This is a genomic window from Mesorhizobium sp. WSM3224, from assembly GCF_000427725.1.
In the GTDB taxonomy this organism is placed as follows: domain Bacteria; phylum Pseudomonadota; class Alphaproteobacteria; order Rhizobiales; family Rhizobiaceae; genus Mesorhizobium.
On the sequence record NZ_ATYO01000009.1, the window covers coordinates 100,597 to 127,405 of the forward strand.

Below are 26,809 nucleotides of genomic sequence, written 5' to 3' on the forward strand. Positions count from 1 at the left end.
CGCTTTTGTTTTGGAGATGGCCTCGTCGATGACGATCATCTGCGTTTGCGGCCGCGCCCGCGGTTCATCACGTCGCTTCCAGGCGGCCTATTGCGACTGATGGCGTCCGCGATCCACCTCACGCGTTCCGGGCTGCCGGCGGCCGGGATGAAGAAGCGCCGGTCCACATCGTGGATCACGCTCGCCGCGGCTCTGATCTCCCTGATCGCGCTGCTGCCTCTCGCCTTCATCGTCTGGATCGCGATCCAGACCGGCTGGGATACCGTGGCGGCGCTGATCTTGCGCCCGCGCGTCGGCGAACTGCTGGTCAACACCGCACTCCTCGTCATCGTCACCGTGCCGATCGCCATCGCGCTGTCGGTGGCGCTGGCCTGGCTGACCGAGCGCAGCGACCTGCCGGGCAACCGGCTGTGGTCGTGGCTGTCGGTCGCGCCGCTCGCCATCCCCGCTTTCGTGCATTCCTATGCCTGGATCAGCCTTGTCCCAGGCCTGCACGGGCTCTGGGCCGGCGTTCTTGTCTCCGTCATCGCCTATTTCCCGTTCCTCTATCTGCCGATCGCCGCCGCGTTGCGCCGCCTCGACCCGGCGCTGGAGGATGCCGCCGCGGCGCTCGGTCTTGGCCCTTGGCGGGTTTTCTTGCGCGTCGTGCTGCCGCAGCTCAGACTCGCCATCTGCGGCGGCGCTCTGCTCGTCGGCCTGCATCTGATGGCCGAATACGGCCTCTATGTCTTCATCCGCTTCGACACCTTCACCACCGCGATCGTCGACCAGTTCCAGTCGACCTTCAACGGCCCGGCCGCCAACATGCTGGCCGCCGTGCTTGTGGCCTGCTGCCTTCTCCTGCTCGCCCTCGAGGTGATGATCCGCGGGGAGGAGCGCTATGCCCGGGTCGGTTCCGGTGCCGCGCGCAAGCAGCAACGCGCTCGCCTTGGCCGCGCCACCCTGCCGTGCCTGCTTTTGCCGGCGGGCGTCGCGCTGCTGTCGCTCGGTGTGCCCTTCGTCACCATAGGCCGCTGGCTGCTCGCCGGCGGGGCCGATGTATGGCGTTGGGATGAGATCGGCCTGGCGCTCGGCCAGACGCTGTTCCTCGCCATCGCCGGCGCGGTGCTTGCAACGATTGCCGCCATGCCGATGGCCTGGATTTCGATCCGCGCGCCGGGGCGGCTGCAGCGCCTGCTCGAGAGCTGCAACTACATCGTCGGCGCCTTGCCGGGCGTGGTCATCGCGCTGGCGCTGGTGACGATCACCGTGCGCGTCGCGCTGCCGCTCTACCAGACGCTGTTCACCATCCTGTTCGGTTACGCGCTGATGTTCCTGCCGCGCGCGCTGATAAGCCTGCGCGCCTCGATCGCGCAGGCGCCGGTGGAATTGGAACGCGCCGCTTCCAGCCTCGGCCGGCCGCCGGTCAAGGCGCTGTGGTCGACGACCATCCGCCTGTCGGCGCCGGGTGCGGCCGCCGGCATGGCGATGGTGGCGCTCGGCATCACCAACGAGCTTACCGCCACCCAGATGCTGGCGCCCAACGGCACCCGCACGCTGGCGATGGCCTTCTGGTCCTATAGCGGCGAGATCGACTACGCCTCCGCGGCTCCTTACGCGCTGATCATGGTGGCGATGTCCTTGCCGATGACCTGGCTGCTTTACGTCCAGTCGAAGCGGATGGCCGGACGATGAGCTTTCTCGAACTCAGCGGCGTCGCGAAAAGCTACGGCCCGGTGAAGGCGCTCGCCGGCGTCGACCTTACCGTCGAAAGCGGCAGCCGCACCGCGATCGTCGGCCCCTCCGGCTGCGGCAAGACCACCTTGCTCAGGCTGATTGCCGGCTTCGAGGCGCCGGACCGCGGCCGCATCGCGCTCGACGGCAAGGTGCTCGCCAATGGCGGGGCCGCGGTGCCGGCACACCGGCGCGGCATCGGCGTGGTGGCCCAGGATGGCGCCCTGTTCCCGCATCTCAGCATCGCCGACAACATCGGTTTCGGCATGGCGCGCGGCGAAGACAAGCGCATGGAGCGCATCGTCGAGCTCGCCTATATCGTCGGGCTGGACAAGGCGGTCCTGAAACGCCGGCCGCACGAGCTTTCCGGCGGCCAGCAGCAGCGCGTCGCGCTTGCCCGCGCCATGGCGATGAAGCCGAGGCTGATGCTGCTCGACGAGCCCTTCTCGGCCCTCGACACCGGACTTCGTGCTTCCATGCGCAAGGCAGTTGCCGAGCTTCTGGAAGAGGCGGGCATCACCACCATCCTGGTCACGCACGATCAAGCCGAGGCGCTGTCCTTCGCCAGCCAGGTCGCGGTGATGCGCGACGGCCTGTTCTCACAGGTCGGCACGCCGCGCGAGCTCTACTTCCAACCCAGGGACAGAATGGTCGCCGAGTTCCTCGGCGAAGCCATCATCGTACCCGCCAGGATCGCGGACGGCTTTGCCGTATCGCGGCTCGGCCGCATCGCCGTCGATACGAAGGAACGGCGCGATGTCGCGCGCATCATGCTCCGGCCCGAGCAGGTTCTGCTCAAGCTGACGTCTCGCGAAGGCATGTCGGGCACCCCGGACATGCTGTTCGGCGAAGTGACGGACTGCGAGTTCGCGGGCTCGGTCTGCACCGTCGCCGTGCGGCTGCTCAACAGTCCCGATCCGCCCGATGCGGCTGCGATCGGCAACACGCCGCTCGTCCTGCGCCGGACAGGCATGGACGCGCCGGCGATCGGCGAGATCGTACGCCTAACTGTCACCGGCAAGGCGCATGTCTTTGCTTGATCTTCGTCTTGAAAATAATGCAGTTTTGCATTATTTTGGCATCTGGAGGCCATATCATGACGACATTGACGGTTACGGCACGGGGCCAGGTCACGTTCCGGAAGGACGTGCTCAAACACCTCGGCATCCAGCCCGGCGACAAGATCAGGCTTGATCTTCTACCCGGTGGGCGAGCAGAGCTGAAATCCGACCAGGGCAAGGGCTCCTGGCAAGAGCTGAGCGGGATGCTCAAAAACAAAACGAACGGCGCACGGCTTTCGATCGAGGAGATCAACGATGCGATCGCCGACGCCGGCGCTTCGGCCGGGATGCGTGGAATCGAGCGCAAGTGAAGCTCAGCCTCGATACCAACGTGCTGTTGCGCCTTATCGTCGGAGATGACGCAGCGCAGCAACGGACAGCAGCCGAGACCCTGGAAGGGGCCGAGTTGGTCGCGATCAGTGTTCAAGCGCTCTGCGAGTTTGTTTGGGTGCTGGATAGAAGTTACCGGGTTGCGCGGCCTGATATATCCGCCTCGATCCGCCGCATTCTCGACATGCGCAACGTCGTGGCAAACCGACCGACGATCGAAGCGGGCCTTGCTGTACTCGACGCTGGTGGAGATTTCGCGGATGGCGTGATCGCGTTCGACGGTCAGTGGCTCGGTGGCGAAACCTTCGTGTCTTTCGATAGGAAAGCGGTAAAGCTCATCGAAGGGCAGGGAACGGCCACACTGTTGCTCGGGTGATTTCTACCGCACGCGCTGCCCCGTCGCCGGCGACCAGAGCGGCCATTGCTCCAGGAAATCGCAGCTGTGGATGACGACGCGCCGGCCGTCGATCAGGATGATCGAATAGGCGGGCGGCGCCTGCTCGACCATTTCGTCGCCAACGAGGTCGAGCATGAAGCGGGCATGCAGACCGCGCTGCACCGAGAACGGAATGCCGGCGACCGTACCGGCGATGTCGCGGTGGACATGGCCGAAGAAGATGTAGCGGACATTGCCGTGGCGGTTCAGCACATCGATCAGCCGCTGCGGCTGCTCGAGGCCGAGCGGGTCGAGCAGCGTCAGGCCAAGCTCGACCGGCGGATGGTGTAAGAAGATGTAAGCCGCTCTGCCGGCAGCCTCCGCGAGTTTCGCATCGAGCCAGGCCAGCCGGTCGTCGCACAACTCGCCGGTGACGCGGCCTTCGGCCAGGCTGTCGAGGAAAACGAGTCTCCCTTCCGGCGTATCGAAGACCGACTGCACGAAACCGTTGCCGTCGGTCCCGTTTTCCGGGAAGGCGGCGATGAGGTTGGCGCGCCGGTCGTGGTTTCCGGGCAGCAGCCGGTAAGGCACGGCAAGGCGGCTCAGCGCCGCCTTCAGGTCGGCATAGGCTTGCGTCTCGCCGGCATCGGTCAGATCGCCGGTGAAGATGCAGAGCGTCGCATCGCCATGGCGGGCATTGATGTGGTCGATGCAGCGGTCGAGCCGCTCATGCAGATCGGCGCCATAGCGGAGTTCACCCCGACGGCCGAGATGGACGTCGGTAACCTGGATGATCTTCATGCCATGAACCCTCAACCAAATTTCGCAAAGTCGGCGGCGAAGAAAACGCCTTACAGCGCCGGCTCCGGCACCGAAGCCTTGAACACATCGAGCCTGCCGCCTGTCTCCGCGGAGAAGAAATGCAGGTCCTGCTCGGCGAACTGCAGGCCGACCGTGCTGCCCGGTTCGGGGTGGACGGTCTCGGACGTCGCGATGGAGAACGGCGCGCCGTCGAGATCGACATAGACGACCCGGCCGGCGCCCAGCTCCTCGATGAGGTCGACAGTCGCCGCGAGCGCCCCGGCCGTGCCCGGCGCCACCATGCGCACCGCCTCCGGCCGAATGCCGACCGCGACTTTCGCGCCCACGGCAAGCCCGGTGCGCGACACGTTGAGTTTGCGGCTGTCGCCGAGCAGCGAAAGCCCGTCGAGCGTGACGGTGCCTTCGAGCATGTTCATCGCCGGCGCGCCGACGAAGGTGGCGACGAAGCGGCTCGCCGGCCGGCTGTAGACTTCCGCCGGCGTGCCCACCTGCTCGACACGGCCGCCATTCATCACCACCAGCCGGTCGGCCAGCGTCATCGCCTCGACCTGGTCATGCGTGACGAAGACCGAGGTGGCGCTGAGGCGCCGGTGCAGCTTGCGGATCTCGGAGCGCATCTGCACGCGCAGCTTGGCGTCGAGGTTGGAGAGCGGCTCATCGAAGAGGAACACCTTCGGCTCGCGGATCATCGCGCGGCCCATGGCGACGCGCTGGCGCTGGCCGCCGGACAGCGCCATCGGCTTGCGGTCGAGCAAGTGTTCCAGTTCCAGGACCCGCGCCACCGCCTGGATGCGCTGGGCGCGTTCGGCCGACGGAACGCCGGCCACCTTCAGCGAATAGCCGATGTTCTGGGCCACGCTCATATGCGGGTAGAGCGCGTAGTTCTGGAACACCATGGCGCAGCCGCGCTCGCGCGGCTCGAGCTTGTTGACCACTACGCCGTCAATCGCGATCGTACCGTCGGAAATCTCTTCCAGCCCGGCGATCATCCTGAGCAGCGTGGACTTGCCGCAGCCTGAAGGCCCGAGGATGACGACGAACTCGCCCGAGGCGAAGTCGAGGTCGACACCGTGCACGACCGGCGTCTTGGCGTAGTTCTTCTTGACGCCACGAATGGTGATGGAGGCCATTTTTTGTCTCCCTATTTTTCGGTGGCGATCAGGCCGCGCACGAACCAGCGCTGCATCAGCACCACGACGATCAGCGGCGGCAGCATGACGATCAGCGTGCCGGCCATGGCGATATGCCATTCCGGCGCGCCGCCGACATTGGGTATGAGCTGCTTCAACTCGGTCACCGCCATCGCGTGCGACTGGTCGGTGGTGATGAGCAACGGCCACAGATACTGGTTCCAGGCCCACAGGAACATGATGGTGCCGAGCGCCGCCATGTTGTTGCGCGACAGCGGCAAGAGGATATCGACGAAGAAGCGCATCGCGCCGGCACCGTCCATGCGCGCGGCCTCGGTCAATTCGTCCGGCACGGTCAGGAAGAACTGGCGGTAAAGGAACGTGCCGGTGGCGGTGGCGACCAGCGGCAGGATCAGGCCGCTATAGGAATTGAGCAGTCCCAGGCTGAGCGACACCTGCATGCCCGACAGCTTTTCGATCAGCCAGGAGAGGCCGGTCAGGTCCATGATCGCCTGATAGGGCTCGAGAACGTTGGCGACCACCGCGTAGGTCGGCACGATGCGCACTTCGAGCGGCAGCATCAGCGTGATGAAGATCAGCCAGAAGATCAGCATGCGGCCGGGATAGCGGAAATAGACGATCGAGAAGGCGGTCAGCGCCGAGATGATCACTTTGCCGGCGGCGACGCCAAACGCCATGATGAAGGAGTTGAGCAGCTTCGGGCCGAGATCGGCCGTCGTCCAGGCCGTCTTGATGTTGACCCAGAAATCGCTGCCCGGCAGCAGCGACATCGGCACGTCGTTGACGTCCTTCAGATTGTGCGAGGCGGCGATCGCCACGATGGCGAACGGCGCCACGCAGAATACAAAGCCGACGAACAGGATGAGATGCGTGAGAAAGTTGAGGATCGGTGTGCGCTCGACCATGGCCCGCCTCAACGATAATGCACGCGCCGCTCGATGAAGCGGAACTGAACGATGGTAAGGGCGATGATGAGCAGCATCAGGATGATGCTCTGCGCGGCGGCTCCCGAGTAATCCAGGCCTTTGAAGCCGTCGGAATAGATCTTGTAGACCATCAGATTGGTGGCGTTCGCCGGTCCGCCCGATGTCATGATGTCGACGATGCCGAAGGAATCCTGAAAACTCTCGGTGATGTTGATGACCAGCAGGAAGAAGATCGTCGGCGTGATCAGCGGGAACTGGATGTCCCAGAAACGCCTGATGACGCCGGAGCCGTCCATCGCGGCCGCTTCGATCAGCGAGCGCGGGATGGCCTGGAACGCGGCGAGGAAGAAGATGAAATTGTAGCCGACATATTTCCACGAGAAAGCGACGATGATCGAGGCCATGGCATCGGAGCCGTCGAGGCCGGGATCCCAGACGCCGGGCCAGACCTGGTTGACGACGGCCATGAAGCCGGCTTCCGGCGCCAGGATGAAGCGAAATGCCAGCGCCAGCGCGGGCGCGGCGATGCCATAAGGCCAGATCAGCACCACGCGATACAGCCATGAGCCGGCAAGCTGCCGGTCGGTCAAGGCGGCGAGCACAAGCGCGATGGACATCGCCAGGCCGGTGCTGATGCCGGCGAAGACAAGGCTGGCGCTGATCGAGTTCCAGTAGTCGGCGTTGGACAGGATCGAGCGGAAATTATCGAGGCCTACCCAGATGTTGCCGCCGCCCCAGGGCTGCTGCAGCGTGAGCGACCAGTAAACCGCCTGGCCGGCAGGCCAGTAGAAGAAAGTGAAGATCAGGATCAGTTGGGGCACCGCGAACAGGATGCCGATCGTCCATCTGCCGAAAGTGACGCGTTTTTCCATCGATCCGCCGATGCCGTTGAACCGTCAGAGCATGATGCCGAAAAGTGTGAAGCGGTTTTCGGGTGACATCATGCTCTATCTCTTTGATTTAGAGATCTGGCCGCCTTCTTCTCAACCTAGATGTGAAATGGCCGCCCGTCGATTCTCGGCGGGCGGCCGTTCCAGTATCCGGGATCAGGGCAGGGTCTTACCCGGATAGGTCTGCTGGAAGCGCGCGAGGATCGCGTCGCCGTTCTTGACCAGTGCGTCGAGGCCTTCCTGCACGCTGACCTTGTTGGCGAAGATCGCCTGCATCTGCGTGCCGAACTCGGCGCGGATCTGGGTGAAGTTGCCGAGGCGAACGCCGCGGGTGATCTCGGTCGGCTCCGACGCGGTCAGGCTCTCGATCGCCACTTCACGGCCCTTGTAGGGCGCCTTGTCGTAGAAGCCCTGGGATTTCATGAACTCGAAGCCCGACTTGGTCACCGGAATGTAGCCGGTGTTGGTCGACCAGAACAAAGCGGTCTTGGGGTCGTGGATGAAGTTGAGGAACGCGGCCGCGCCCTTGTATTCGGCGTCCGACTTGCCGGAGAGCACCCACAGCGATGCGCCGCCGACCAGCGAATTCTTGCGCTCGGTGCCGGCATAGACCGGCAGCTCGGCGACGTCCCAGTTCATGCCTTCCTTCTGGGTGCGGCCGACCGTGCCATGGTCGCCGACCGAGGTCAGGATGAGCTGACAGGTGCCGGTGGCGAAGGCCTGCACCATATCCTGGCCGAGATCCTTCGACTTGATCTTGATCAGGCCGGCGTCATACCACTTCTTGAGATCGGTGACGTACTGGACGAACTTGGTCTTGTTGACTTCGAGACGCGCGTCGAGACCGTCATAGCCGTTGTTCTTGGTGGCGACCGGCTGGTTATGCAGCGCCGAGAACTGCTCCATCAGCTGCCAGCTTTCATTGGCCGAGATGTTGATCGCCATCGGGCAATCATAGCCGGCGTCCTTCAGCGCCTTGAGGTCGGCGGCGACATCTTCCCAGGTCTTCGGCGCCTCGGTCTTGCCGATCTTGGCGAAGGCGTCCTTGTTCCAGTACATCAGCGGCGTGGACGAGTTGAACGGGAAGGACAGCATCTCGCCCTTCGAGGTCGCGTAATAGCGGGCGATGCCGGGGAAATAGTCGCTGTAGTCGATCTTGTAGCCGTTCTCCTCCATCAGCTTGTCGGCAGGCTTGTAAGCGCCCGACAGCATCATGGTGGCGGTGCCGACGTCATAGACCTGGACGACGGTGGGCTGCTTGCCGGCGCGGAAGGCGGCGATCGTGTTCTGCAGCGTGGCGTCGTAATTGCCCTGGCTGGTGCAGACGACCTCGTAGTCCTTCTGGGAATCGTTGAAGTTCTTGCACAGCGTATCGACGACGCGGGCGAGATCGCCCGAAAGACCGAACCAGAAATCGAATTTGACCGGCTCTGCAAAAGCAGGAACCGCAAGCGCGGTGCTGAGCGCGCCGGCGGCAAGGGCAGCAAAGCCCCGCTGGATGATCGTCATGGTTTTTCCCTCTTGAGTGGTAGTGTGACAAGGGTTTTGCGCAAGTCCTTGCCCGCTCTCATAGAGAAGGTATGTGACAGTTCTGTTGTGGCCCCTGGACCGGTAAGCAGCCCCTGTGGATAGCCAGTCTCTCCTCCCCTGGCAGCGGTCGCGCTGGCATGAAAACGTCACACCGGCGCTCTAGGAAGCTAGGGCGCGCCGACGCGGCGAAAAGATCTTCCGTGATTAACCGGCTAACTGGATGAGAAGAGACATGCTGGTCCCGCAGCTCACGCACGTGCCTGTCGCAGTACGCAACGCAATGCGGGACGGGCCACGCGACAGCGCCACCCATCTGCGTCACGCGGCCGCCATTCCCGCCCTCGGCGAGATCGAGATCGGCGGCCGGGCGTCGCGCCAGTGCGCCGGCGAGAGCTTGACCGTCATGGCCTGGAACGTCGAGCGGCTCCGTCATGTCGATGCCATCGCCGAAACGATCGCCGGCCAGGTGCCGGACGTCGTCTTGCTGTCCGAGGTCGACAAGGGCATGGCGCGCTCCGGCAACGGCCATCTGTTGAGCCGGCTTGCGGAACGGCTCGGCCACTCCTTCGCCTACGGCGTCGAATTCCTGGAGCTCGGCACCGGCAACGAAACGGAGCAGGCGTCAAATGGCGGCGCCGAGAACATCGAGGGCTTCCATGGCAATGCCGTAACCAGCGCCGTTCCGCTGCTGCGGCCTTTTCTTGTTCGCCTGGATGCGGCCGGCGCGTGGTTCCTGCCGGAGCACGGCCAGCCGCGTATCGGCGGCCGCATGGCGCTCGGCGGCCAGGTGATGGTCGGCGACCGCAGGGTGACCGTCGTTTCGGCGCATCTCGAGAACCGCACCGCGCCCGCCGGCCGTGCCGACCAGACACGCCACCTGCTCGACGCCATCGACAGATATGACGCGCAAGCGCCGGTCCTGATCGGCGGCGACTTCAACACGCTGACCGCAACCTATCCGGAACGCAATGACGACCCTGCGGCGTGGCTAAAGCGCATTGCCGCGGAGCCGGACCGTCTGATGCGCCCCGACCGCCACGAGCCCCTCTTCGCGATCATGGCCGAACGCGGTTACGACTGGCGCGACGCCAACGCGTTCGACAAGCCGACGCAGCGGCGCGCGGCCGGCGACGCCACGCCCGCAGGCCATATCGACTGGTTCTTCACGCGCGGCCTTGCGGCAAGCGCGCCGGCGACGCTGCCGGCGGTCTTGCCGGACGGCAGCCCGAGCGCCGACCACGAGGCGCTGGTGGTTACGGTGCGGGTGAAGTGACGGCCTCTCGGATCGACACGATCCCAATCGACACAATCCCAATCGACCCGGGCTAATCGATCCGAACAAATCGATCCGGCGCATAACCCTCCCGGCAATACAACCTGGAAAGCACGCAACGGTTGCGGGCGGCATAATCGATTCTTCAGTCGTCCGGCCCTAATCAATCAAGTTGCCTTGATTGATGCGGGTAGATCAGGTGAAGCAAGATGCTGACCGTCTATAATTGTATCGTGAATGAACACGATCTGAGACTGGTCGCACTGGCCGCGCTCATTTGCGGGATCTCATGTTTTTCCGCCGTCAACCTGCTTCGTCATGTCAACCAATCGACCAGTCGAAACCGTCACGCGTGGCTGCTGATTGCTGCGGCATCGACCGGTTTCGGCATCTGGGCGACGCACTTCATCGCCATGATCGCCTTCACGCCGGGAATACCCAACGCTTACAACGCCGAGCTTTCGGTGGCTTCGCTGGCGATGTCGGTCATTCTGACCGCGGCCGGCATGTGGATCGCGACCGTGCGCGGCGGCATCGACCACTACCTCGTTGGCGGCGCCGTGCTCGGTATCGGCATCGCAGCGATGCATTATACCGGCATGGCGGCCTTCGAGGTCGAAGGCCGGATCGTCTGGAACCAGCTGCTGGTCGCCGCCTCGCTGGCCTCGGGCATAATTCTTGCCGCGCTGTCCCTGCTTGTCGTGCTTCGCCGGCCGTCGATGCTGGCGACGGTCGCCGGCGCTATCCTGCTGACGCTGGCGATCTGCACGCTGCATTTCATCGCCATGGCTGCCGTCTCGATCTATCCGGATTCCTCGATCGAGGTCTCGAAATTCACGATCGCGCCGATGTCGCAGGCCTTCGCCGCCGCCGCGGCGAGCCTGGTCATCCTGGTGCTGGCGGCCGCGGCGCTGTGGATCGACCTGCGCTTTCGCCGTCACCGGATCGAAGCGGAACGCATGCACGGCCTCGCCAATGCCGCCGTCGAAGGCCTCATCGTCTGCGACGGCGACCGCATCGTCAGCGCCAATGACAGCATCGCAGCCCTGAGCGGCATCGCCGCCGCGGTGCTGAACACCATGACGCTGGGCGACCTGTTCGGGGAGCGGATTGCTTCGGCCGTCGCCGTCGGCAACGGACAGGCGCAGGAAGCCGGCCTCCGCGGCCAGGGCGACAGCCCGGTTCCGGTGGAGCTGATCGCCAGAAGCATCGACTATTGCGGCAGGCCGCATCTGGTCGTCGCCGTCCGCGACATCCGCGAGCGCAGGAAGGCCGAGCAGGAGATCATGCGCCTCGCGCATTACGACCCGCTCACCGGGCTTGCCAACCGCCGCAGCTTCACCGGCCGGTTGGAAGCCGAGATCGCCGCGGCCGCTCCAGGCGGCAAAGATGCCGGCAAGGGCGGCCAGCTGGCGCTCATGCTTCTCGATCTCGACCGCTTCAAGGAAGTGAACGACATCTACGGCCACGCCGCCGGCGATGCCGTGTTGCAGAAGGTAGCGCACTGCGCCTCTGGCGTGCTGCGCCACGGCCAGATGCTGGCCCGGCTCGGCGGCGACGAATTCGCCATCATCGCTCCCAACCTTCCCGATCCGCAGGCGGCAGGCCGTATCGCCGAAGCATTGCTTTCGGCGCTCCGCCAGGAAAACCGGCTATCGCCCGGCGGCATGGTATCGGCCAGCATCGGTATCGCGCTTTGCCCGCTCGATGCCGACGAGCCGGCTGCGCTGGTCAGCCATGCCGACACCGCGCTCTATCGCGCCAAGGCCGAAGGCAAGGACAGCTTCCGCTATTTCGAGGCCTCGATGGGCGCCGAGGCGCGCGATCGGCGCATCATGGAGCAGGACCTGCGCCAGGCGGTGGCGCGCGGCGAGTTCCGGCTCGTCTACCAGCCGCAGAAGGAAATCAGCAGCGGCAGGATGGTAGGCTTCGAGGCCTTGATCCGCTGGCAGCATCCGCAACGCGGCGACATCCCGCCTTCGGTGTTCATCCCCGTGGCCGAGGACAGCGGCTCGATCGCTCAGATCGGCGAATGGGTGCTGGCGACGGCCTGCGAGGAGGCCGCGAGCTGGAAGAACCCGCTGACGGTCGCCGTCAACGTCTCGGCGGTGCAGCTCCACAGTCCCGATTTCAGCCGCAAGGTGCATGAGGTGCTGCTTCGTTCGGGCCTGGCGGCCGGCAGGCTCGAGCTTGAGATCACCGAGACGGCGCTGGTCAAGGACATGCCGCGGGCACTGGCCACCTTGCGCCAGATCAAGGCGCTCGGCGTGCGCGTAGCGATGGACGATTTCGGCACCGGCTATTCGTCCTTGTCCAACCTGCGCGCCTTCCCTTTCGACAAGATCAAGATCGACGGATCCTTCATCAAATCGGTCGACCGCAACGATCAGGTCGCGACCATCGTGCGCGCCGTGCTTGGCCTTGGGCGCGGCCTCGGCCTGCCGGTACTGGCCGAAGGCGTCGAAACGCTGGACGAGCTGCGCTTTCTCGATGCCGAGGATTGCGACATCGGCCAGGGATATTTTCTAGGCAGACCCGGCCCGATCGAGGCGTTCGGCGAGCTGACGGGTGCTCCGGAAGCCAGTGACGGCATCAAGGCCGGCGGCGTCAGGGGCGGCGGCAGCATCCTGATGCTCGAGCCCGCCGCGGCCGCGCGCTCGGTCTAATGCATGTCGCCCAGAAGTGTGCAGCGGTTCTGGGACAACGACATGCATAAAAACAAAGACTTAAAGCGTGTCGCCTGAATCCGTTTCAGCGCGACACGCTTTAAGCAATTCCAGGAAAAGTGCGTAGCGGTTTTCCGTCCGGAATTGCGTCAATACAAAAGACTACACGATCAGGGTTCGAGCGCCGCTTCCACCAGCCGCTTGGCGTCGGGGCTCGACCATTCGGCCGGGCCGTTCATATGCGCGATCAGGCAGCCATCCGCGTCGATCAGCATGGTGACCGGGAGTCCAAGCGCCAGCCCGCGGGTCTTGGCCTCGTTGAACAGGGCGATCGTCGGATCCCGGTAATAGCCGAGCGTCTCGACGCCGATGTCCTTGAGGAACTTCTTCGGCTTCGTGTCGTCGCCGGTGTCCACATTGACCGCCACGACCTCGAAGGCATTGCTGCCCTTGTCCTTCTGCAGCGCGTCGAGCGCCGGCATCTCGGCGCGGCACGGCGCGCACCATGTTGCCCAGAGATTGAGCAGCACCGTCTTGCCGGCATGGTCGGCAAGCGTCATCGGCTTGCCGTCTGGGCCGTTGAAGGCCAGGCTTCTCAGCGATTGCGGCGGATCCGCCGGCTGCAGCGCCGCGACCTGGCCGACGGCTTTCGCGGCGACCTGCTTGGCCCGTGCGGCCTTGGCCGCGCAAGCGGCATCGTCCTTGCCGGCGGTAGCGGCGACCTTCTCCGGAGCATTGTTGCCAGAACCGCTCTCGCTGACATATACCGCGACCGCGCCGGCCAGCACGCCCGCCACCAGGGCGGCGAGGATGAGGCGGGTAGCCGGGAACAAAAATTTACTGCCGTCTGCCATTTTCAAAACTGCTCCGGAGCACGGGTTATAGCGATGAGCGACAAGAAGGCCAGCAACCAGATGTGGGGCGGACGTTTTGCCTCGGGTCCGGCCGCGATCATGGAAGCGATCAACGCGTCGATCGGCTTCGACCGCAAGCTCTATGCCCAGGACATAAGCGGATCGATCGCCCATAGCGAGATGTTGGCTGAAACGGGCATTATTTCGGCAGCCGATCAAGAAAAAATCGCTCACGGGCTGAACACGATTCTGAAAGAGATCGAGGCCGGCACGTTCGAATTCTCGACCAAGCTGGAAGACATCCACATGAATGTCGAGGCGCGGCTTGCCGACCTGATCGGCCCGGCGGCGGGACGCCTGCACACTGCCCGCTCGCGCAACGACCAGGTGGCGGTCGACCTGAGACTCTGGGTCAAGCAAGAATGCCAGCGCGTCGCCCGGGCGTTGAAGGACCTGATCGCCGCGTTGCTCGAACGCGCCGAGGAGCACGCGGCGAGCGTCATGCCCGGCTTCACCCATATGCAGGCCGCGCAGCCTGTGACCTTCGGCCACCATTGCATGGCCTATGTCGAGATGTTCGGCCGCGACCTCTCGCGCGTCCACGACGCCATCGAGCGCATGGATGAAAGCCCGCTGGGCGCGGCGGCCCTTGCCGGCACCAGCTTCGGCATCGATCGCCACATGACGGCGAAGGCGCTCGGTTTCCGCGAGCCGACGCGCAATTCCCTCGACAGCGTTTCGGACCGCGACTTTGCGCTCGAATTCCTGGGCCTTGCCGCGATCTGCGCGACCCACCTCTCCAGGCTCGCCGAGGAGATCATCATCTGGTCGACGCCGCAGTTCGGCTTCATCCGCCTGTCGGATTCATTCTCCACCGGCTCCTCGATCATGCCGCAGAAGAAGAACCCGGACGCCGCCGAACTGGTGCGCGGCAAGACCGGCCGCGTCTACGGCCATCTCGTCGGCCTTCTGACCGTCATGAAGGGCATGCCGTTGACCTATGGCAAGGACATGCAGGAGGACAAGGAAGCGGTCTTCGACGCCGCCGAGACGCTTGACCTGATGCTGGCTGCGACGACCGGCATGGCGCGCGACATGACCGTCAACGCCGCCGCCATGAAGAAGGCGGCCGGCGCCGGTCATGCGACCGCGACCGACCTTGCCGACTGGCTGGTGCGCAATCTCGGCCTGCCCTTCCGCGAAGCCCATCATGTCACCGGCCGCGCCGTGGCGCTCGCCGAGGAAAAGAAGGTCGGGCTGGAGAAGCTCTCGCTGGAGGACCTGCGTTCGATCCATCCCGGCATCACCGACGATATCTTCTCGGTGCTTGCCGTGCAGAATTCAGTGAAGAGCCGCACAAGCTTCGGCGGCACCGCGCCGTCGGAAGTGCGAAAGCAGATCCGCTACTGGAAAAAGCGGCTCGCCAAGGCTTAATGCATGTCGCCCAGAAGTGTGCAGCGGTTCTGGGACAACGACATGCATCAACACAATTGCCGGGATGCAATGCGCTGAAAACTCGGCTAAAAGCGGCGGCACGAGAAACAGTTTCGAACGGATGGATCGATGACCCGTGGCAGGATTTTGGTGACGCTCGCGCTGTTGGCGGCGGTTGTCACCGTCACGGCCTGCGGCAGGAAGACCGGGCTCGACACGCCTTATGAGGCGGCGGAGCAGGCGCGCAAGGATGCCGAACGCGCCAAGCAGCCGGTGCCGCCCGAGCCGGAGAAACCGGTCAAGGACAGGAAGTTCATCCTCGACCCCTTGCTCTAATGCATGTCGCCCAAAAGTGCGCAGCGGTTTTGGGAGAACGACATGCATCAAAACAAAAACTTAAAGCGCGTCGACTGGATCCGTTTCAGCGCGACGCGCTTTAAAGCCGATGGGATCGCTCGATCTCATCGTGCTCTAACTTTCCGGAACCGATCCTCGTGAACCATTTCGATTACCGCGACGGTGTGCTCCATGCCGAGGACGTCGCCATCCCCGATATCGCAGCCGAGGTCGGCACGCCGTTCTACTGCTATTCGACGGCGACGCTGACCAGGCATTTCCGCGTCTTCAAGGAAGCTTTCTCCGGCCTCGACGCGCTGGTCTGCTACGCCATGAAGGCGAACTCCAACCAGGCCGTTCTGAGGACGTTGGCCAAGCAGGGCGCAGGCGCCGACGTCGTCTCGGAAGGCGAGTTGCGCCGCGCCCTGGCCGCCGGCATCCCGGCCGACAGGATCCTGTTTTCCGGCGTCGGCAAGACGCCGCGCGAGATGGATTTCGCCCTTTCCGCCGGCATTCTCTGCTTCAACGTCGAATCCGAGCCGGAGCTGGAATTGCTGTCGGCGCGCGCCGTGGCGCTCTCCAAGGTGGCGCCCATCTCGCTGCGCATCAATCCGGATGTCGACGCCAGGACGCATAAGAAGATCTCGACCGGCAAGGCTGAGAACAAGTTCGGCATTCCCTGGCAGCGGGCACGGCAGGTCTATGCCCGTGCCGCGCACCTGCCAGGCATCAGGGTGACCGGCATCGACACCCATATCGGCAGCCAGATCACCGAGTTGCAGCCGTTCGACGATGCCTTCGCGCTGCTTGTCGAGTTGGTCGGGGCGCTGCGTGCCGACGGACACGCGATCGAGCATATCGATCTCGGCGGCGGCCTCGGCATTCCTTACCGCGTCGACAACAACCCGCCGCCGCTGCCAGACGCCTATGCCGACATCGTCAGGAAGCACGTCACCAAGCTTGGCCTGAAGGTGATGTTCGAGCCCGGCCGCCTGATCGTCGGCAATGCCGGCATCCTGGTGTCGCAGGTCATCTATGTGAAGGAAGGCGACGCGAAGAACTTCCTCGTCGTCGATGCCGCCATGAACGACCTGATCCGGCCGACGCTCTATGACGCCTTCCACGATATCAAGCCGGTGGTGCAGCAGCCGGCCTCGACGCCGCGCATGAAGGTCGATGTCGTCGGTCCGGTCTGCGAGACGGGCGACTTCATCGGTCTCGACCGCGACCTGCCGAGGCTGAAGGCCGGCGACCTGATCGCCGTTTCCACCGCCGGTGCCTATGGCGCGGTGCAGGCCGGCACATACAACACAAGGCTTTTGGTGCCGGAGGTTCTGGTCGACGGCGACCGCTTCCATGTCGTGCGGCCGCGTCAGACCTATGAGGAACTCCTGGGGCTGGATTCGATCCCGGACTGGCTGAAATAGCCTTCTCCGCTCGATGAGGCCCTATATCTTCTGCTGGATCAGCGCCTTGGCTTCGGCGATCCGACCTTCGTCGCGACGATAGAAGATCCATTGCTTGGTGCGCTTGGCGCTGAGCAGACCGGCCTGAGTCAGCACCCGCATATGTTCGCTGAGCGTCGCCTGGGTGATGCCGAGCTTTTCGGCGATCAGCAGCGCGCAGACGCCGTCCTCGACCAGGTCGCCATCGGCCTGGCGCGGAAAATGCGCGCGCGGATCCTTGAGCCAATCGAGTATCTGCAGCCTGCGCTCATTGGCGATCGCCTTGAAGATGTCGACCTCTTGCATTTAGCCATTTTGCTAAGTTACTAATTGAAGTCAACCCCGAGGAGCAGGCCATGCTGAACACCAGAACGATCACGCGCGAGCGCATCGCCGCCGTCGAGCCGCGCATCCGGCCGTATGTGCGCCACACACCGGTCATGCGCATCGACATGACGGACTTCGGCCGTCCCGCCTTCCCGGTCGATCTCAAGCTCGAATGCCTGCAGCATTCCGGCTCCTTCAAGGCGCGCGGCGCCTTCACCAACCTGCTCGAACGCCAGGTGCCCGAGGCCGGCGTGGTCGCCGCGTCCGGCGGCAATCACGGCGCCGCCGTCGCTTACGCCGCCATGAAGCTCGGGCACAAAGCCACCATCTTCGTGCCCGAGGTCAGCCCGCCGGCAAAGCTCGCGCGAATTCGCGGTTACGGCGCGGAGCTGGTGGTCGGCGGCGCACGCTACGCCGAAGCGCTGGCCGCCAGCGAAGACTTTGCGGCCAGGACCGGCGCGCTGCAGGTCCATGCCTTCAACCAGGAAGAAACGCTGCTCGGCCAGGGCACGCTCGGCCTCGAGATCGAGGCGGACTTGCCCGAAATCGACACGCTTCTGGTCGCCGTTGGCGGCGGCGGCCTGATCGGCGGCATCGCCGCCTGGTTCTCGGGCCGTATCCGCATCATCGCCATCGAGCCGGAGGGCGCGCCGACGCTTTACCGCGCTTTGGAGGCCGGTCGGCCGGTCGATGCCCCCGCCGAAGGCATTGCCGCCGACTCGCTGGCGCCCAAGCGCGTCGGCGAGATGATGTTCCCGATCGCCGAGGCCTTCGTCGAGCGCTCGATCCTGGTCAGCGACGACGACATCGTCGCAGCGCAGAAGGCGCTGTGGGATCGCGTGCGAATCATCGCCGAGCCGGGTGGCGCCGCGGCCTTCGCCGCCATGCTTTCCGGACGCTATGTGCCGTCGGACGGCGAGCGCGTGGCGGTCCTCGTCTGCGGTTCCAACACGAATCCCGCCAATTTCTGATCATAACCCGGCCAAACCACTTCACGTTTTTGGAACCCGCCTCGCCTTTGCCGTGTTTGTTGCTATCCTTCTAGCGATGACGTCCGGGCTATTGTGCCCTGGCAGGAAGGGCCGATGACGCAACGACCCATTTCCAGCGGCGAACGCGGCTTGGCCGGGCGCTTGGCGCTTAGCCGGTTGGCGACGCGCGTCTCGATGCTCTTCGAGCGCGCCTGGCCGCTTGTGCTGCCGTTGCTGGTCGTCATCAGCCTGTTCCTCAGCTTTTCATGGTTCGGCCTGTTCCCGCGCCTGCCGGACACGGCGCGCATCGGCCTTCTGATCCTGTTCACGCTGGCGGCGATCGCGGCGCTCTATCCGCTTCGCTTCTTCCGCATGCCGTCGGCCGCCGAGGTCGACAGGCGCATCGAGGCGGCGAACGAATTGCTGCACAGCCCGGTGCAGGTGCAGACCGACCGGCCGAGCGGTGCCGAGAGCATATTCTCGCAAGCCCTGTGGCGCGAGCACCAGAAGCGAATGGCCGCGAGGCTTTCGAGCCTCGGCGCCGACGGGCCGCGCACCGGCGTGCCGGACTATGACCGCTGGGGCCTGCGCGCCGTGGCGGGGCTGCTGTTCGTCACTGCCCTGGCCTTCTCCTTCGGACCTTTTGGCGGCAGGGTCGGCGACGGGTTTGTCGCCCGCGCCACGCGCGATGCGGTGCCGCCGCGCATCGACGCCTGGGTGACGCCACCCGCCTATACCGGCAAGGCGCCGCTGTTCCTGACCGCCGATGCCAATCAGGCGGTCCAGACCTTTTCCGTGCCGCAAGGCAGCGACGTTTCGCTGCGCGTCACCGGCGGTTCAGGCGAGGAAACGCTGAGCTACGCCGATGCCGGCGGCAATGCCCGCGCCATCGAGCCCGCGGCACCCAAGGGACCCGTCCCCGCCGCCGGCCAGACCGCGCCCAAAGTGCGCCAGTTCTCCGGTAAGCTGAACACGAACGGCACGCTGACGCTGAAATCCGCTGAAAGCGATCTCGGCCACTGGGCCTTTGCCGTCATTCCCGACAAGCCGCCGACGATCCGCTTCGTCGGCGAGCCGAAACGCGCCGTCAACGGCGCCATCGAGCTCAATTACGAGATTGCCGACGACTACGGCGCCGCTTCCGCCAAGGCCGTTTTCGAGCTGTCGGATCCGCCGGCGGCCAATTCGCATCCGCTTTACGGCCCGCCCGATATGCCGCTGACCCTGCCGCGCCGCGGCGGCAAGGCCAACGCTGCCAAGACGACCAAGGACCTGACCGAGCATGTCTGGGCCGGCAGCAACATCAAGCTCACGCTCACGGCTACGGACGACGCAGGCCACACCGCGACCACCGACACCAAGACGCTTGCGATGCCGGAGCGGCCCTTCGCCAACCCGCTGGCCCGCGCGGTGATCGAACAACGCCGGCTGCTGGCGCTCGACACCAATGCCAAGCCGCGCGTTCTCGACCTGATGGATGCGATCACGCTGCGGCCTGAGGACACGTTCGACAACATGTCGAACTATCTCGCCATCATGAGCGCCAGGAGCCGGCTGAAGCTCTCCGAGAGCGACAACCAGTTGCGCAACGTGGTGTCCTATCTCTGGGAGATCGCGCTCGGCATCGAGGAAGGCAATCTGTCGGCCGCAGAGCGGCGGCTGCGCCAGGCGCAGCAGGCGTTGCAGGATGCCATCAAGAACGGCGCCAGCGATCAGGAGATCGAAAAGGCGATGAAGGAACTGCGCGAGGCGATGAACCAGTTCCTGCAGGAATTCGCCCAGCGCGCGCAGCAGAACCAGAACGCGCCGCAGATGCAGCAGAACGGCCGCGAGCTGCGCCAAAGCGATATCGATCGAATGATGGACCAGATCGAGAATCTGGCCAAATCGGGTGATCGCGACAAGGCCCAGCAGCTTCTCTCCGAGCTGCAGGACATGATGAACAACCTGCAGGCCGGCCGCCAGCAGCAGGGCGGCGAGCAGGACAGCGAGCTGCGCCAGCAGATGGACAAGCTCGGCGATATCATGCGCCGCCAGCAGGAGATGATGAACGACACCTTCCGCCTGGACCAGATGCAGCGCGGCCAGCGTGGCCAGGGCGGCGAACAGCAGCAGCTTGGCGAGGATGGCGAACAGGGCCAGTCCGACGAGCAGCAGCAGCAGCCGGGCCCCGGCCAGGACCGCGATCCGCTGGGCCGGCCGAAAATGTCGCCGAAGGATCTGGCCGATGCGCTGAAGCAGCTGCAGGAAGGCCAGGGGCAGCTGCAGAGCGAGCTCGACCAGTTGAAGAAAGGTCTGGAAGGCCTTGGCATGGAACCCAATGAGGGCTTCGGCGAGGCCGGCAAATCGATGGGCAATGCCGAACAATCGCTAGGCCAAGGCGATGGCGACCAGGCGGTCGGTCACCAGGGCCGGGCGCTGGAGGCGCTGCGCCGCGGCGCCAAGGACATGATGAAGCAGATGCAGGCCATGCAGGGCGACCAGGGCGGCAGCGAGCAGGGCGGCCGCGAGCAGAATGCGGACCGCGATCCGCTCGGACGCCCACGCGCCACCAATGGCCCCGACGACGGCACTTCGGTCAAGGTTCCCGACGAGATCGACGTCCAGCGTGCCCGCCAGATCCTCGACGCGATCCGCAAGCGGCTCGGCAACGCGCTGAGCCCCGACATCGAGCGCAGCTATCTCGAACGGCTGCTGGAGCTGAAATAAAGCTCACCCACTCCGTTGTGCATGGTCACGTACGGCTAACTTCTCTCGAATGTCCGCGAGATGATCGCTGCCAATTTGTCGGCGAGCCGCCGAGGAGCCTGCGACGACTCGCTGAGCACCAGATGCGTTTCACCCAGTTGCGGCAGCCTCTCATCCGCCAACACCCTGATGCGATCTGTCAGTGTGCTTTGCGGCAACACGCCGATCGCTGCGCCTGCGGCGATCGCGGCGCGAACCCCTGAAACGCTCTGACTGGTGCAAACGATCTGATAGTCCAGTCCGGATTTCCGAAGGAGGTCGAGACAGCGCTCCCTCCACCAGCAAGCCTTGTCGAACAGCGCCACCGGCAGAGGTCGTCGGGCCTCCACATTGTGGAAAGTGGAGCCGGTCCACACGGCACGCTCACTATGGACAACGACGTCGTCTTTCGAGACCCGTTCAGGCGAGTGCAGAGCCAGATCCAATTCACCGGCAGCAAGCGCATGTGGAAACTCCATGCTCGAACTGCAGCGCACGAAAATTCGAGCCGTGGGCTCCACCTCCGTGAAGGTGGCCAGAATAGACGGTAGGATCGTGTCGCCATATTCCTCGGGTATACCGAGGCGGACCTCTTCCTCAGCTGGCGCTGCGCGCAGATCGGCCATCACCTGATTCAGCATTTCGACAACATCACGGGCGACGGGCAGCAGCCGCTCGCCGGCTGCAGTCATGGCAACTCCGCGGCCGTGCCTTTCGAACACGCGCTGCCCGATGACGCTCTCCAGCTTCTGCACTTGTAGGCTAACGGCGGACTGCGTTCGCAACAGGCGAGCCGCGCCGCCGCTAAGGCTCCCTGCCTTGGCCACGGAGAGAAACGTGCGCAGCAATTCGCTGTCCAGTTGAGGGTTTTTACCATCGTCAACGCTCATAGCTGATATTTAAGCTATTCGTTTCACCTATGGAAGCCCGCGATGTATGAATGGCCCAAAGAGGGTGATGCCATGATTGTCGCGCTCCCGAGGCTTCAAAGAAAGCAACTGATCTGGGCGACAGCAGCTGTTCTGACAGTTGTCGTCGCACTTACGTGGCCACAAAAGGCGTATGAGACGCTCCGTTTTGTCTTGGATAGTTTCGCAGACGTCGCGTTGATGATTGCAACGGGGCTAATTATCTCGGCTTGGGTTGCGGCCAGTGGGGCGGCGACGATCACAGCACGGTGGTTCAGGGGACGCCCTGTCGCAACTGTCTTGATCGCGTCGGGTATCGGCACCGTGACACCTGTGTGCGGCGTAACGGTGCTGCCGCTCACGACCGGATTGCTTGGATTTGGCGTTCCGCTTGCGCCGATCATGGCATTTTGGCTTTCTTCGCCTATTACCGGTCCCACAATGCTTACCGCGACGTGGGTGCTGCTCGGTCCTGGATTTGCAATCGGAAAGATGCTTGCGGCTTTTGCGCTGGGCGCCTTTTCCGGCGCGATGACGGCTTTCCTCGCTCGTACACAGATGGTCCAAAACCCGTTGCGGGCACAAGGGGCTATGAAGAGTGGACTGTGTGGCACGTGCCTGCCAACGGATCTATCTTTCCGAATCTGGCGAGACCCCGCGCGTATGCGTGCATTTGGAGCAAATCTTGTTTCCACAACAAGAACCGTCGTGATTTGTTTGACGTTTGCCTTTTCGGCTGAGTTCCTGTTGCGGGACCTTGTGCCGTCTCATCTCCTCACAAACTACATCGGCGAAGACTCACCCTACGCTATCCCGCTAGCAGTGCTGGTCGGTGCACCGATGTATCTCGACGGCCTTGCGGCACTGCCATTGGTTCGAGGCTTACTTGATCTCGGCATGTCGCCCGGCGCGGCAATGGCACTCCTCGTTTCAGGTGGCGCGGTGAGTATTTGGGGCGTCATGGCTGTGGCTTTGGTCCTTAGGCCGTCAACCATCGCCCTGTTCGTCGCACTCGCGGTTTCGGGATCATTGGCCATCGGCTATGTCTTCCAAGCGCTCTGGACGCTTTTTTCGTGAGCGTTGACTTTGTAGATTTGCAACAGAAGGCGCTCGGGCTCGCCGAGCTTTCTGGTCGACGCCGAGCTGTTCTGGGCGACGACTGACTCGACGACGCCATTCGCTGGCTGAAGTAGATGGAGAGCGCTCCCGCCCGACTGAGTTAGCTGCGTCTCTTGATTCTCAGAGACCCACCGTTGCACTCGCCTGTCTGGTCAGCATGAACGCCTCGCGGATCGCGTTCTCCATGCCGTCGATCGCTTCGCCGGTCGCCAGCGGATTGCGATGCAGCACGACATTTGAGGAATCGATGTCGCCGAAACCGTCCGCGACCGTCAGTTCGCGGCAATCGGGCGGGATGTTGCTGCGCGAGATCGGCGCGATCGCCAGACCGGAAGTGACCGCGAGCGTCAGGCCGCCATTGGTGTCGCTGGTGTAAGCGACACGATAGTCGAGGCCGCGCTGCTGCAGCGACTTGATGGCGAAGTCGCGACACCAGCCATTGCGGCTGTAAAGGGCGATCGGTACCGGCCGCTCCTCATGCATGTGGTGCAGCGTCGAGGCCACCCACACCGTCGGGTCGTGCATCAGCACCTCGCCGCCGGAAGAGCCTTCCCATTCGAACACCACGGCGAGATCGAGATCGCCGGCCGCAAGTGCCCTCACCTGCGAATCCGAATGCGCGTAGCGCACCGTGACCTCGACGCGCGGATGGCGCTTGGCGAATTCACCCAGCGCCCGCGACAGGATCGAACGGCCATATTCGGCCGGGATGCCGATGCGGACCAGGCCGCCGAGCGGCGGGGCCACCAGCGAAGCCGCCGTCTCGTCGAGCAGCGAGACGATCCGGCGCGCGTTCGAGATCAATTCGCTGCCGCGGCGCGTCAGCGCCACACCGCGCGAGCCGCGCTCGAACAGATCGTCGCCGACCATGTCCTCCAGCTTCTTCATCTGCATCGAGACGGCCGATTGCGTGCGCCCGGCCTTCTCCGCCGCGCGTGTGAAATTGCCGGTTTCGGCCACCGCCACGAAGGTGCGCAGAAGGTCGCTGTCGAGCACGGGCTTCATCGATCTCGCCATAAGAAATTTTGATTGCTGGCATCATTCCAATTCGTTTGCAACATGTCAAACGCCGAAGGATAGTCGCAGCACCCATTGGATATGCGGCCGCGAAATCGGCCGCGGACCAATCGAAGAGTCCTCACTCGTACCCGCTGCCTGAAAATGGTGGCGGGTTCTTTTTCACTGGATCGATCATGCAGAACCGGATGGTGCTAGGCATTCTGAGCCTCTGCCTCGGGGTGCTTGTCTTTTCGCTGCAGGATCCGCTGGTGAAGGCGGTGTCCGGCGGTTATCCGGTGACTGAGGTGATGGCGATCCGCGCCATCGTCGCGCTGCCGATCCTGATCGTGCTCGTCCAGGCCGACGTCGGCCTGAAGGCGGTGCTGTCGAAGCGCTTCGGCATGCTGACGCTGCGCGCCTTCATCCAGTTCTCGTCCTACACGGTCTACTATCTGGCGATCGCCGCCTTGCCGCTGGCCGACGCGGTGGCGCTGTATTTCATGGCGCCGCTGTTCATCATGGCGATGGCCGGCCCCTATCTCGGCGAGCGCGTCTCGTGGAAAACGCTGGCGACGGTGCTGATCGGCCTGGTCGGCGTGCTTGTGATGGTGCGTCCGGGCGCCGGCGTGTTCGACTGGGCGGCACTGCTGTCGCTGGGCTCGGCCTTCCTGTACGGCTTTTCGCAGTTGATGGCGCGCCGCATCGGCGACACCGAATCATCGACGGTGATGGCCTTCTATCAGAATGGCGCCTATCTCAGCGGCGCCATTGCGGTTGCGACCGTCTTTCATCTTGCCGGCATCACCCATGCGGCGCATCCGAGCGTCGAATTCCTGGTGCGGCCATGGGTGTGGCCGACGATGCCCGATTTCCTGAAGATGGCCGCCTGCGGCCTCGTCGCGTCCGCCGGCATGATCCTGTTGTCGCAGGCCTACCGCATGGCGCCGGCCAACCGCGTCGCCACTTTCGAATACACCGGCATCCTGTGGTCGCCGCTGTGGGGCTTCTTGTTTTTCGCCGAAGTGCCGCGTGAAACGACGGTGCTGGGCGCGGCGCTGATCATCGGCGCCGGCCTGCTTGCGCTCAGCGGCGGGCGCCGGCGAGGTGCCGCTCCGGTGGCCGGTGCGGTCTCAAGCGAAGCAGCTTAATGCCTTGCCGACGCGGGCGCGGATTTCGGCAAGCGTGAACGGCTTCTGCACGACATCGAGGATGATGCCGTTCAATTCCTCGGCGCGTTCGCGCTGGTCGGCATAGCCGGTCATCAGCATGATCTTCATCGCCGGAAACTGCCTTGCGGCAGCGGTCGCCATCTCGATGCCGTCCATCTCCGGCATGCGGATGTCGGACACCACAAGATCGTAGCCGCCCGCCGCCCGTTGGATCAGTTCCAACCCTTGCGCGCCGTCGGTGGCGATGGTGACCATATGGCCGTCGCGCTCGAGCGCGCGGGCAGCGAGGGTACGGACGGACTCATCGTCCTCGACGATCAGAAGCTTTGCCATGCCGAGATAGATGCCGCCGAAACGTTGATGTTTTCTGAAAATTCTAACGATCGGCAGTTTTTTGGGACGACCCCGGCGCCTCCTCAGGCATCGCCTTTCACCACCCCGACAAACGGCAGTTCGCGGAACGCATGGGCGACATCCATTCCATAGCCGACGACGAAATAGTCCGGGCAGTCGAAGCCGACATAGTCGGCGTTGAGCGAGGTCTGGCGGCGCATGCGTTTGTCGAGCAGCACAGCGATGGCGCAGCTTTTGGCGCCGCGCGAAAGCATCAGGTCGCGGGTGAAGGAAAGCGTCTTGCCGGATTCGAGGATGTCGTCGATCAAAAGCACGTCGCGGCCGGCAACCTCGTTATCGATGTCGCGCAGCACCCTGACCTCGCCGCTTGTGGTGCCGGCGCCATAGCTTGAGATGAAGATGAACTCGACTTCCGGCGACAGGCCGACATCATGCATGGCGCGGATGAGATCTGCGGCGAAGACGAACGAGCCCTTGAGAATCGAGATCACCAGGAGGTCGTGGTAGTCGCGCCCGGCGATCTCCTTGGCGAGTTCGAGATTGCGGCGGGCGATCGCCGACGCCGAAAACAGGACCTCGATGTCCTTGCCGCGTACAACTGGCATCAACCACCTTCCAGAGAGATCGCCTAGCCGGCGAAGATTACAGAGACTGTTCTGACGCCGTCTTTAGGCACATCGAGGCGGCTGGAAAAGCCAAATCTTTCGCCGGGCCTCAAGGAACGGTTGGACGTCCCCAGCCTGTAGCGGATGATGTTGCTGTTGTTGTCGGTGACGCGGATTTCGAGCGGCGGCAGCGCCTCCGGCCCTGCCCCGTCATTCGCCGCCTCGCCGTCGACGAACAGCACCGGCTTCAGGCCCGACGCATCGATGCGCGATGTCACGCCGGAAATAGTGAGCGCGCTGGCCGGCTCGGCGGCCATCCGGAACGAACCCTGCCTAACCAGCGCATGACCGCCCGATACCCACAAGGAGGCGAGCGCTATGCCGACGCCGGCGATCCAGAACATCGGACCGCCTCGCGAGGCCCGCGACGGCGCGGCCTCCGGTTTACGCAGCATGCCCATGCCTTCGATCGATGGCGTCGAGAGTATCTGCGGCGACGGCGACGGCGGTTCCGGGTGAGCGGCAAAACGCGGCAGCACGACATAGTCGGCATCGACGATGTCGCCCCCACCGAACGCGACCCGCTCCGGCGCGGCATTTGTAGCCATGCCGGTCATGATTTCGCCGGAAACAGGGCGCGCGGTTCTCTCGTCAGCCATTGCGGCACCAGTGCAGTCTTCGTTTCTTTTACGTAAACGGAATTGGTTAACGCTTCCCCACCGGAATGGCTTTGATGCACGCTGAGCGTCGCAAAATTAACCGCCGGTTAACCATGCCGGCCGATGGTCTTTTAATGTAGATTGTGGCGCGTCGCCGCCGAAAG

General features: G+C 64.1%; 25 protein-coding genes. 13 read left to right on the top strand and 12 right to left on the bottom strand.

The annotated features are described in order from the left end of the window. Positions 1 to 147 precede the first annotated feature (147 nt). Genes YU3_RS0117440 through YU3_RS0117455 form a run of 4 tightly spaced genes read left to right on the top strand, consistent with a single transcriptional unit; the run spans position 148 to position 3,480 of the window. Positions 148 to 1,674: an iron ABC transporter permease gene (locus tag YU3_RS0117440; RefSeq protein ID WP_245273530.1), complete on the top strand. Its 1,527-nt coding sequence runs from the start codon at positions 148 to 150 to the stop codon at positions 1,672 to 1,674. Next, on the top strand, positions 1,671 to 2,753 hold the full coding sequence (locus YU3_RS0117445; RefSeq protein WP_027167458.1) for an ABC transporter ATP-binding protein: 1,083 nt from the start codon (positions 1,671 to 1,673) through the stop codon (positions 2,751 to 2,753). Before YU3_RS0117440 ends, YU3_RS0117445 begins: the two co-directional genes overlap by 4 nt. Positions 2,754 to 2,809: 56 nt before the next feature. Next, positions 2,810 to 3,085 (top strand): AbrB/MazE/SpoVT family DNA-binding domain-containing protein, encoded by a 276-nt coding sequence (locus YU3_RS36715; protein ID WP_036258761.1) that lies wholly within the window; start codon positions 2,810 to 2,812, stop codon positions 3,083 to 3,085. Then, positions 3,082 to 3,480 (top strand): type II toxin-antitoxin system VapC family toxin, encoded by a 399-nt coding sequence (locus YU3_RS0117455; protein WP_027167459.1) that lies wholly within the window; start codon positions 3,082 to 3,084, stop codon positions 3,478 to 3,480. The genes YU3_RS36715 and YU3_RS0117455 overlap by 4 nt, the downstream gene beginning before the upstream one ends. A 3-nt stretch (positions 3,481 to 3,483) precedes the next feature. On the opposite strand, the gene YU3_RS0117460 is transcribed toward YU3_RS0117455, so the two are convergent. From YU3_RS0117460 to YU3_RS0117480, 5 genes are all read right to left on the bottom strand, one after another. Next, positions 3,484 to 4,281 (bottom strand): phosphodiesterase, encoded by a 798-nt coding sequence (locus YU3_RS0117460; protein WP_027167460.1) that lies wholly within the window; start codon positions 4,279 to 4,281, stop codon positions 3,484 to 3,486. 50 nt (positions 4,282 to 4,331) lie between these two features. Beyond that, positions 4,332 to 5,432 (bottom strand): sn-glycerol-3-phosphate import ATP-binding protein UgpC, encoded by a 1,101-nt coding sequence (locus YU3_RS0117465; protein ID WP_027167461.1) that lies wholly within the window; start codon positions 5,430 to 5,432, stop codon positions 4,332 to 4,334. An 11-nt stretch (positions 5,433 to 5,443) separates the two neighbouring features. Continuing rightward, positions 5,444 to 6,358: an ABC transporter permease subunit gene (locus YU3_RS0117470; protein ID WP_027167462.1), complete on the bottom strand. Its 915-nt coding sequence runs from the start codon at positions 6,356 to 6,358 to the stop codon at positions 5,444 to 5,446. 8 nt (positions 6,359 to 6,366) lie between these two features. After that, positions 6,367 to 7,251, bottom strand: coding sequence for a sugar ABC transporter permease (locus YU3_RS0117475; RefSeq protein ID WP_027167463.1), 885 nt, complete (start codon positions 7,249 to 7,251; stop codon positions 6,367 to 6,369). Positions 7,252 to 7,425: 174 nt separating this feature from the next. Then, positions 7,426 to 8,778 carry an extracellular solute-binding protein gene (locus YU3_RS0117480; RefSeq protein WP_027167464.1) on the bottom strand — a complete coding sequence of 451 codons (1,353 nt, stop codon included), beginning with the start codon at positions 8,776 to 8,778 and terminating at the stop codon, positions 7,426 to 7,428. A gap of 253 nt (positions 8,779 to 9,031) precedes the next feature. Here YU3_RS0117480 and YU3_RS0117485 point away from each other — a divergent pair, with 253 nt between their 5' ends. After that, complete coding sequence (locus tag YU3_RS0117485) at positions 9,032 to 10,072, top strand: endonuclease/exonuclease/phosphatase family protein (RefSeq protein ID WP_027167465.1); 1,041 nt, start codon at positions 9,032 to 9,034, stop codon at positions 10,070 to 10,072. A 209-nt stretch (positions 10,073 to 10,281) separates the two neighbouring features. After that, positions 10,282 to 12,738, top strand: coding sequence for an EAL domain-containing protein (locus YU3_RS0117490; protein ID WP_027167466.1), 2,457 nt, complete (start codon positions 10,282 to 10,284; stop codon positions 12,736 to 12,738). A gap of 170 nt (positions 12,739 to 12,908) precedes the next feature. On the opposite strand, the gene YU3_RS0117495 is transcribed toward YU3_RS0117490, so the two are convergent. Further along, entirely contained in the window at positions 12,909 to 13,592 is a 684-nt protein-coding gene (locus YU3_RS0117495) for a TlpA disulfide reductase family protein (RefSeq protein WP_027167467.1), read from the bottom strand. Between the two features lie 33 nt (positions 13,593 to 13,625). On the opposite strand from YU3_RS0117495, the gene argH reads away from it, so the two are divergent. The 3 genes from argH (at position 13,626) to lysA (ending at position 16,789) form a co-directional block, all read left to right on the top strand. After that, a complete protein-coding gene (argH, locus tag YU3_RS0117500) occupies positions 13,626 to 15,026 on the top strand; it encodes an argininosuccinate lyase (RefSeq protein ID WP_027167468.1) in 1,401 nt (466 codons plus the stop codon). Between the two features lie 129 nt (positions 15,027 to 15,155). Beyond that, positions 15,156 to 15,362, top strand: a complete 207-nt coding sequence (locus YU3_RS0117505) for a lipoprotein (RefSeq protein ID WP_027167469.1) — start codon at positions 15,156 to 15,158, stop codon at positions 15,360 to 15,362. A 158-nt stretch (positions 15,363 to 15,520) separates the two neighbouring features. Next, complete coding sequence (lysA, locus tag YU3_RS0117510; RefSeq protein WP_027167470.1) at positions 15,521 to 16,789, top strand: diaminopimelate decarboxylase; 1,269 nt, start codon at positions 15,521 to 15,523, stop codon at positions 16,787 to 16,789. A gap of 21 nt (positions 16,790 to 16,810) precedes the next feature. On the opposite strand, the gene YU3_RS0117515 is transcribed toward lysA, so the two are convergent. Continuing rightward, complete coding sequence (locus YU3_RS0117515; protein WP_027167471.1) at positions 16,811 to 17,113, bottom strand: metalloregulator ArsR/SmtB family transcription factor; 303 nt, start codon at positions 17,111 to 17,113, stop codon at positions 16,811 to 16,813. 50 nt (positions 17,114 to 17,163) lie between these two features. On the opposite strand from YU3_RS0117515, the gene YU3_RS0117520 reads away from it, so the two are divergent. Both YU3_RS0117520 and YU3_RS0117525 read left to right on the top strand, forming a co-directional pair. Continuing rightward, positions 17,164 to 18,105 (top strand): threonine/serine dehydratase, encoded by a 942-nt coding sequence (locus YU3_RS0117520; protein ID WP_027167472.1) that lies wholly within the window; start codon positions 17,164 to 17,166, stop codon positions 18,103 to 18,105. Between the two features lie 114 nt (positions 18,106 to 18,219). Continuing rightward, positions 18,220 to 20,814, top strand: coding sequence for a TIGR02302 family protein (locus YU3_RS0117525; RefSeq protein ID WP_027167473.1), 2,595 nt, complete (start codon positions 18,220 to 18,222; stop codon positions 20,812 to 20,814). 35 nt (positions 20,815 to 20,849) lie between these two features. On the opposite strand, the gene YU3_RS36720 is transcribed toward YU3_RS0117525, so the two are convergent. Then, the gene (locus tag YU3_RS36720; RefSeq protein ID WP_051333977.1) at positions 20,850 to 21,722 is read right to left on the bottom strand and encodes a LysR substrate-binding domain-containing protein; all 873 of its coding nucleotides are present in this window, start codon (positions 21,720 to 21,722) and stop codon (positions 20,850 to 20,852) included. Between the two features lie 42 nt (positions 21,723 to 21,764). On the opposite strand from YU3_RS36720, the gene YU3_RS0117535 reads away from it, so the two are divergent. After that, positions 21,765 to 22,817: a permease gene (locus YU3_RS0117535; protein WP_245273531.1), complete on the top strand. Its 1,053-nt coding sequence runs from the start codon at positions 21,765 to 21,767 to the stop codon at positions 22,815 to 22,817. Between the two features lie 162 nt (positions 22,818 to 22,979). Here YU3_RS0117535 and YU3_RS0117540 read toward each other — a convergent pair whose 3' ends face one another. After that, the gene (locus YU3_RS0117540) at positions 22,980 to 23,864 is read right to left on the bottom strand and encodes a LysR family transcriptional regulator (RefSeq protein ID WP_027167475.1); all 885 of its coding nucleotides are present in this window, start codon (positions 23,862 to 23,864) and stop codon (positions 22,980 to 22,982) included. Between the two features lie 188 nt (positions 23,865 to 24,052). Here YU3_RS0117540 and YU3_RS0117545 point away from each other — a divergent pair, with 188 nt between their 5' ends. Then, the gene (locus YU3_RS0117545; protein ID WP_027167476.1) at positions 24,053 to 25,006 is read left to right on the top strand and encodes a DMT family transporter; all 954 of its coding nucleotides are present in this window, start codon (positions 24,053 to 24,055) and stop codon (positions 25,004 to 25,006) included. Here YU3_RS0117545 and YU3_RS0117550 read toward each other — a convergent pair. The 3 genes from YU3_RS0117550 to YU3_RS0117560 form a co-directional block, all read right to left on the bottom strand. After that, complete coding sequence (locus YU3_RS0117550) at positions 24,989 to 25,360, bottom strand: response regulator (protein WP_027167477.1); 372 nt, start codon at positions 25,358 to 25,360, stop codon at positions 24,989 to 24,991. The two genes, YU3_RS0117545 and YU3_RS0117550, sit on opposite strands and share 18 nt — an antisense overlap. A gap of 83 nt (positions 25,361 to 25,443) precedes the next feature. Then, complete coding sequence (gene hpt, locus YU3_RS0117555) at positions 25,444 to 25,986, bottom strand: hypoxanthine phosphoribosyltransferase (RefSeq protein WP_027167478.1); 543 nt, start codon at positions 25,984 to 25,986, stop codon at positions 25,444 to 25,446. Between the two features lie 23 nt (positions 25,987 to 26,009). After that, positions 26,010 to 26,645, bottom strand: a complete 636-nt coding sequence (locus YU3_RS0117560; RefSeq protein WP_027167479.1) for a hypothetical protein — start codon at positions 26,643 to 26,645, stop codon at positions 26,010 to 26,012. Between the last annotated feature and the right edge of the window lie 164 nt (positions 26,646 to 26,809).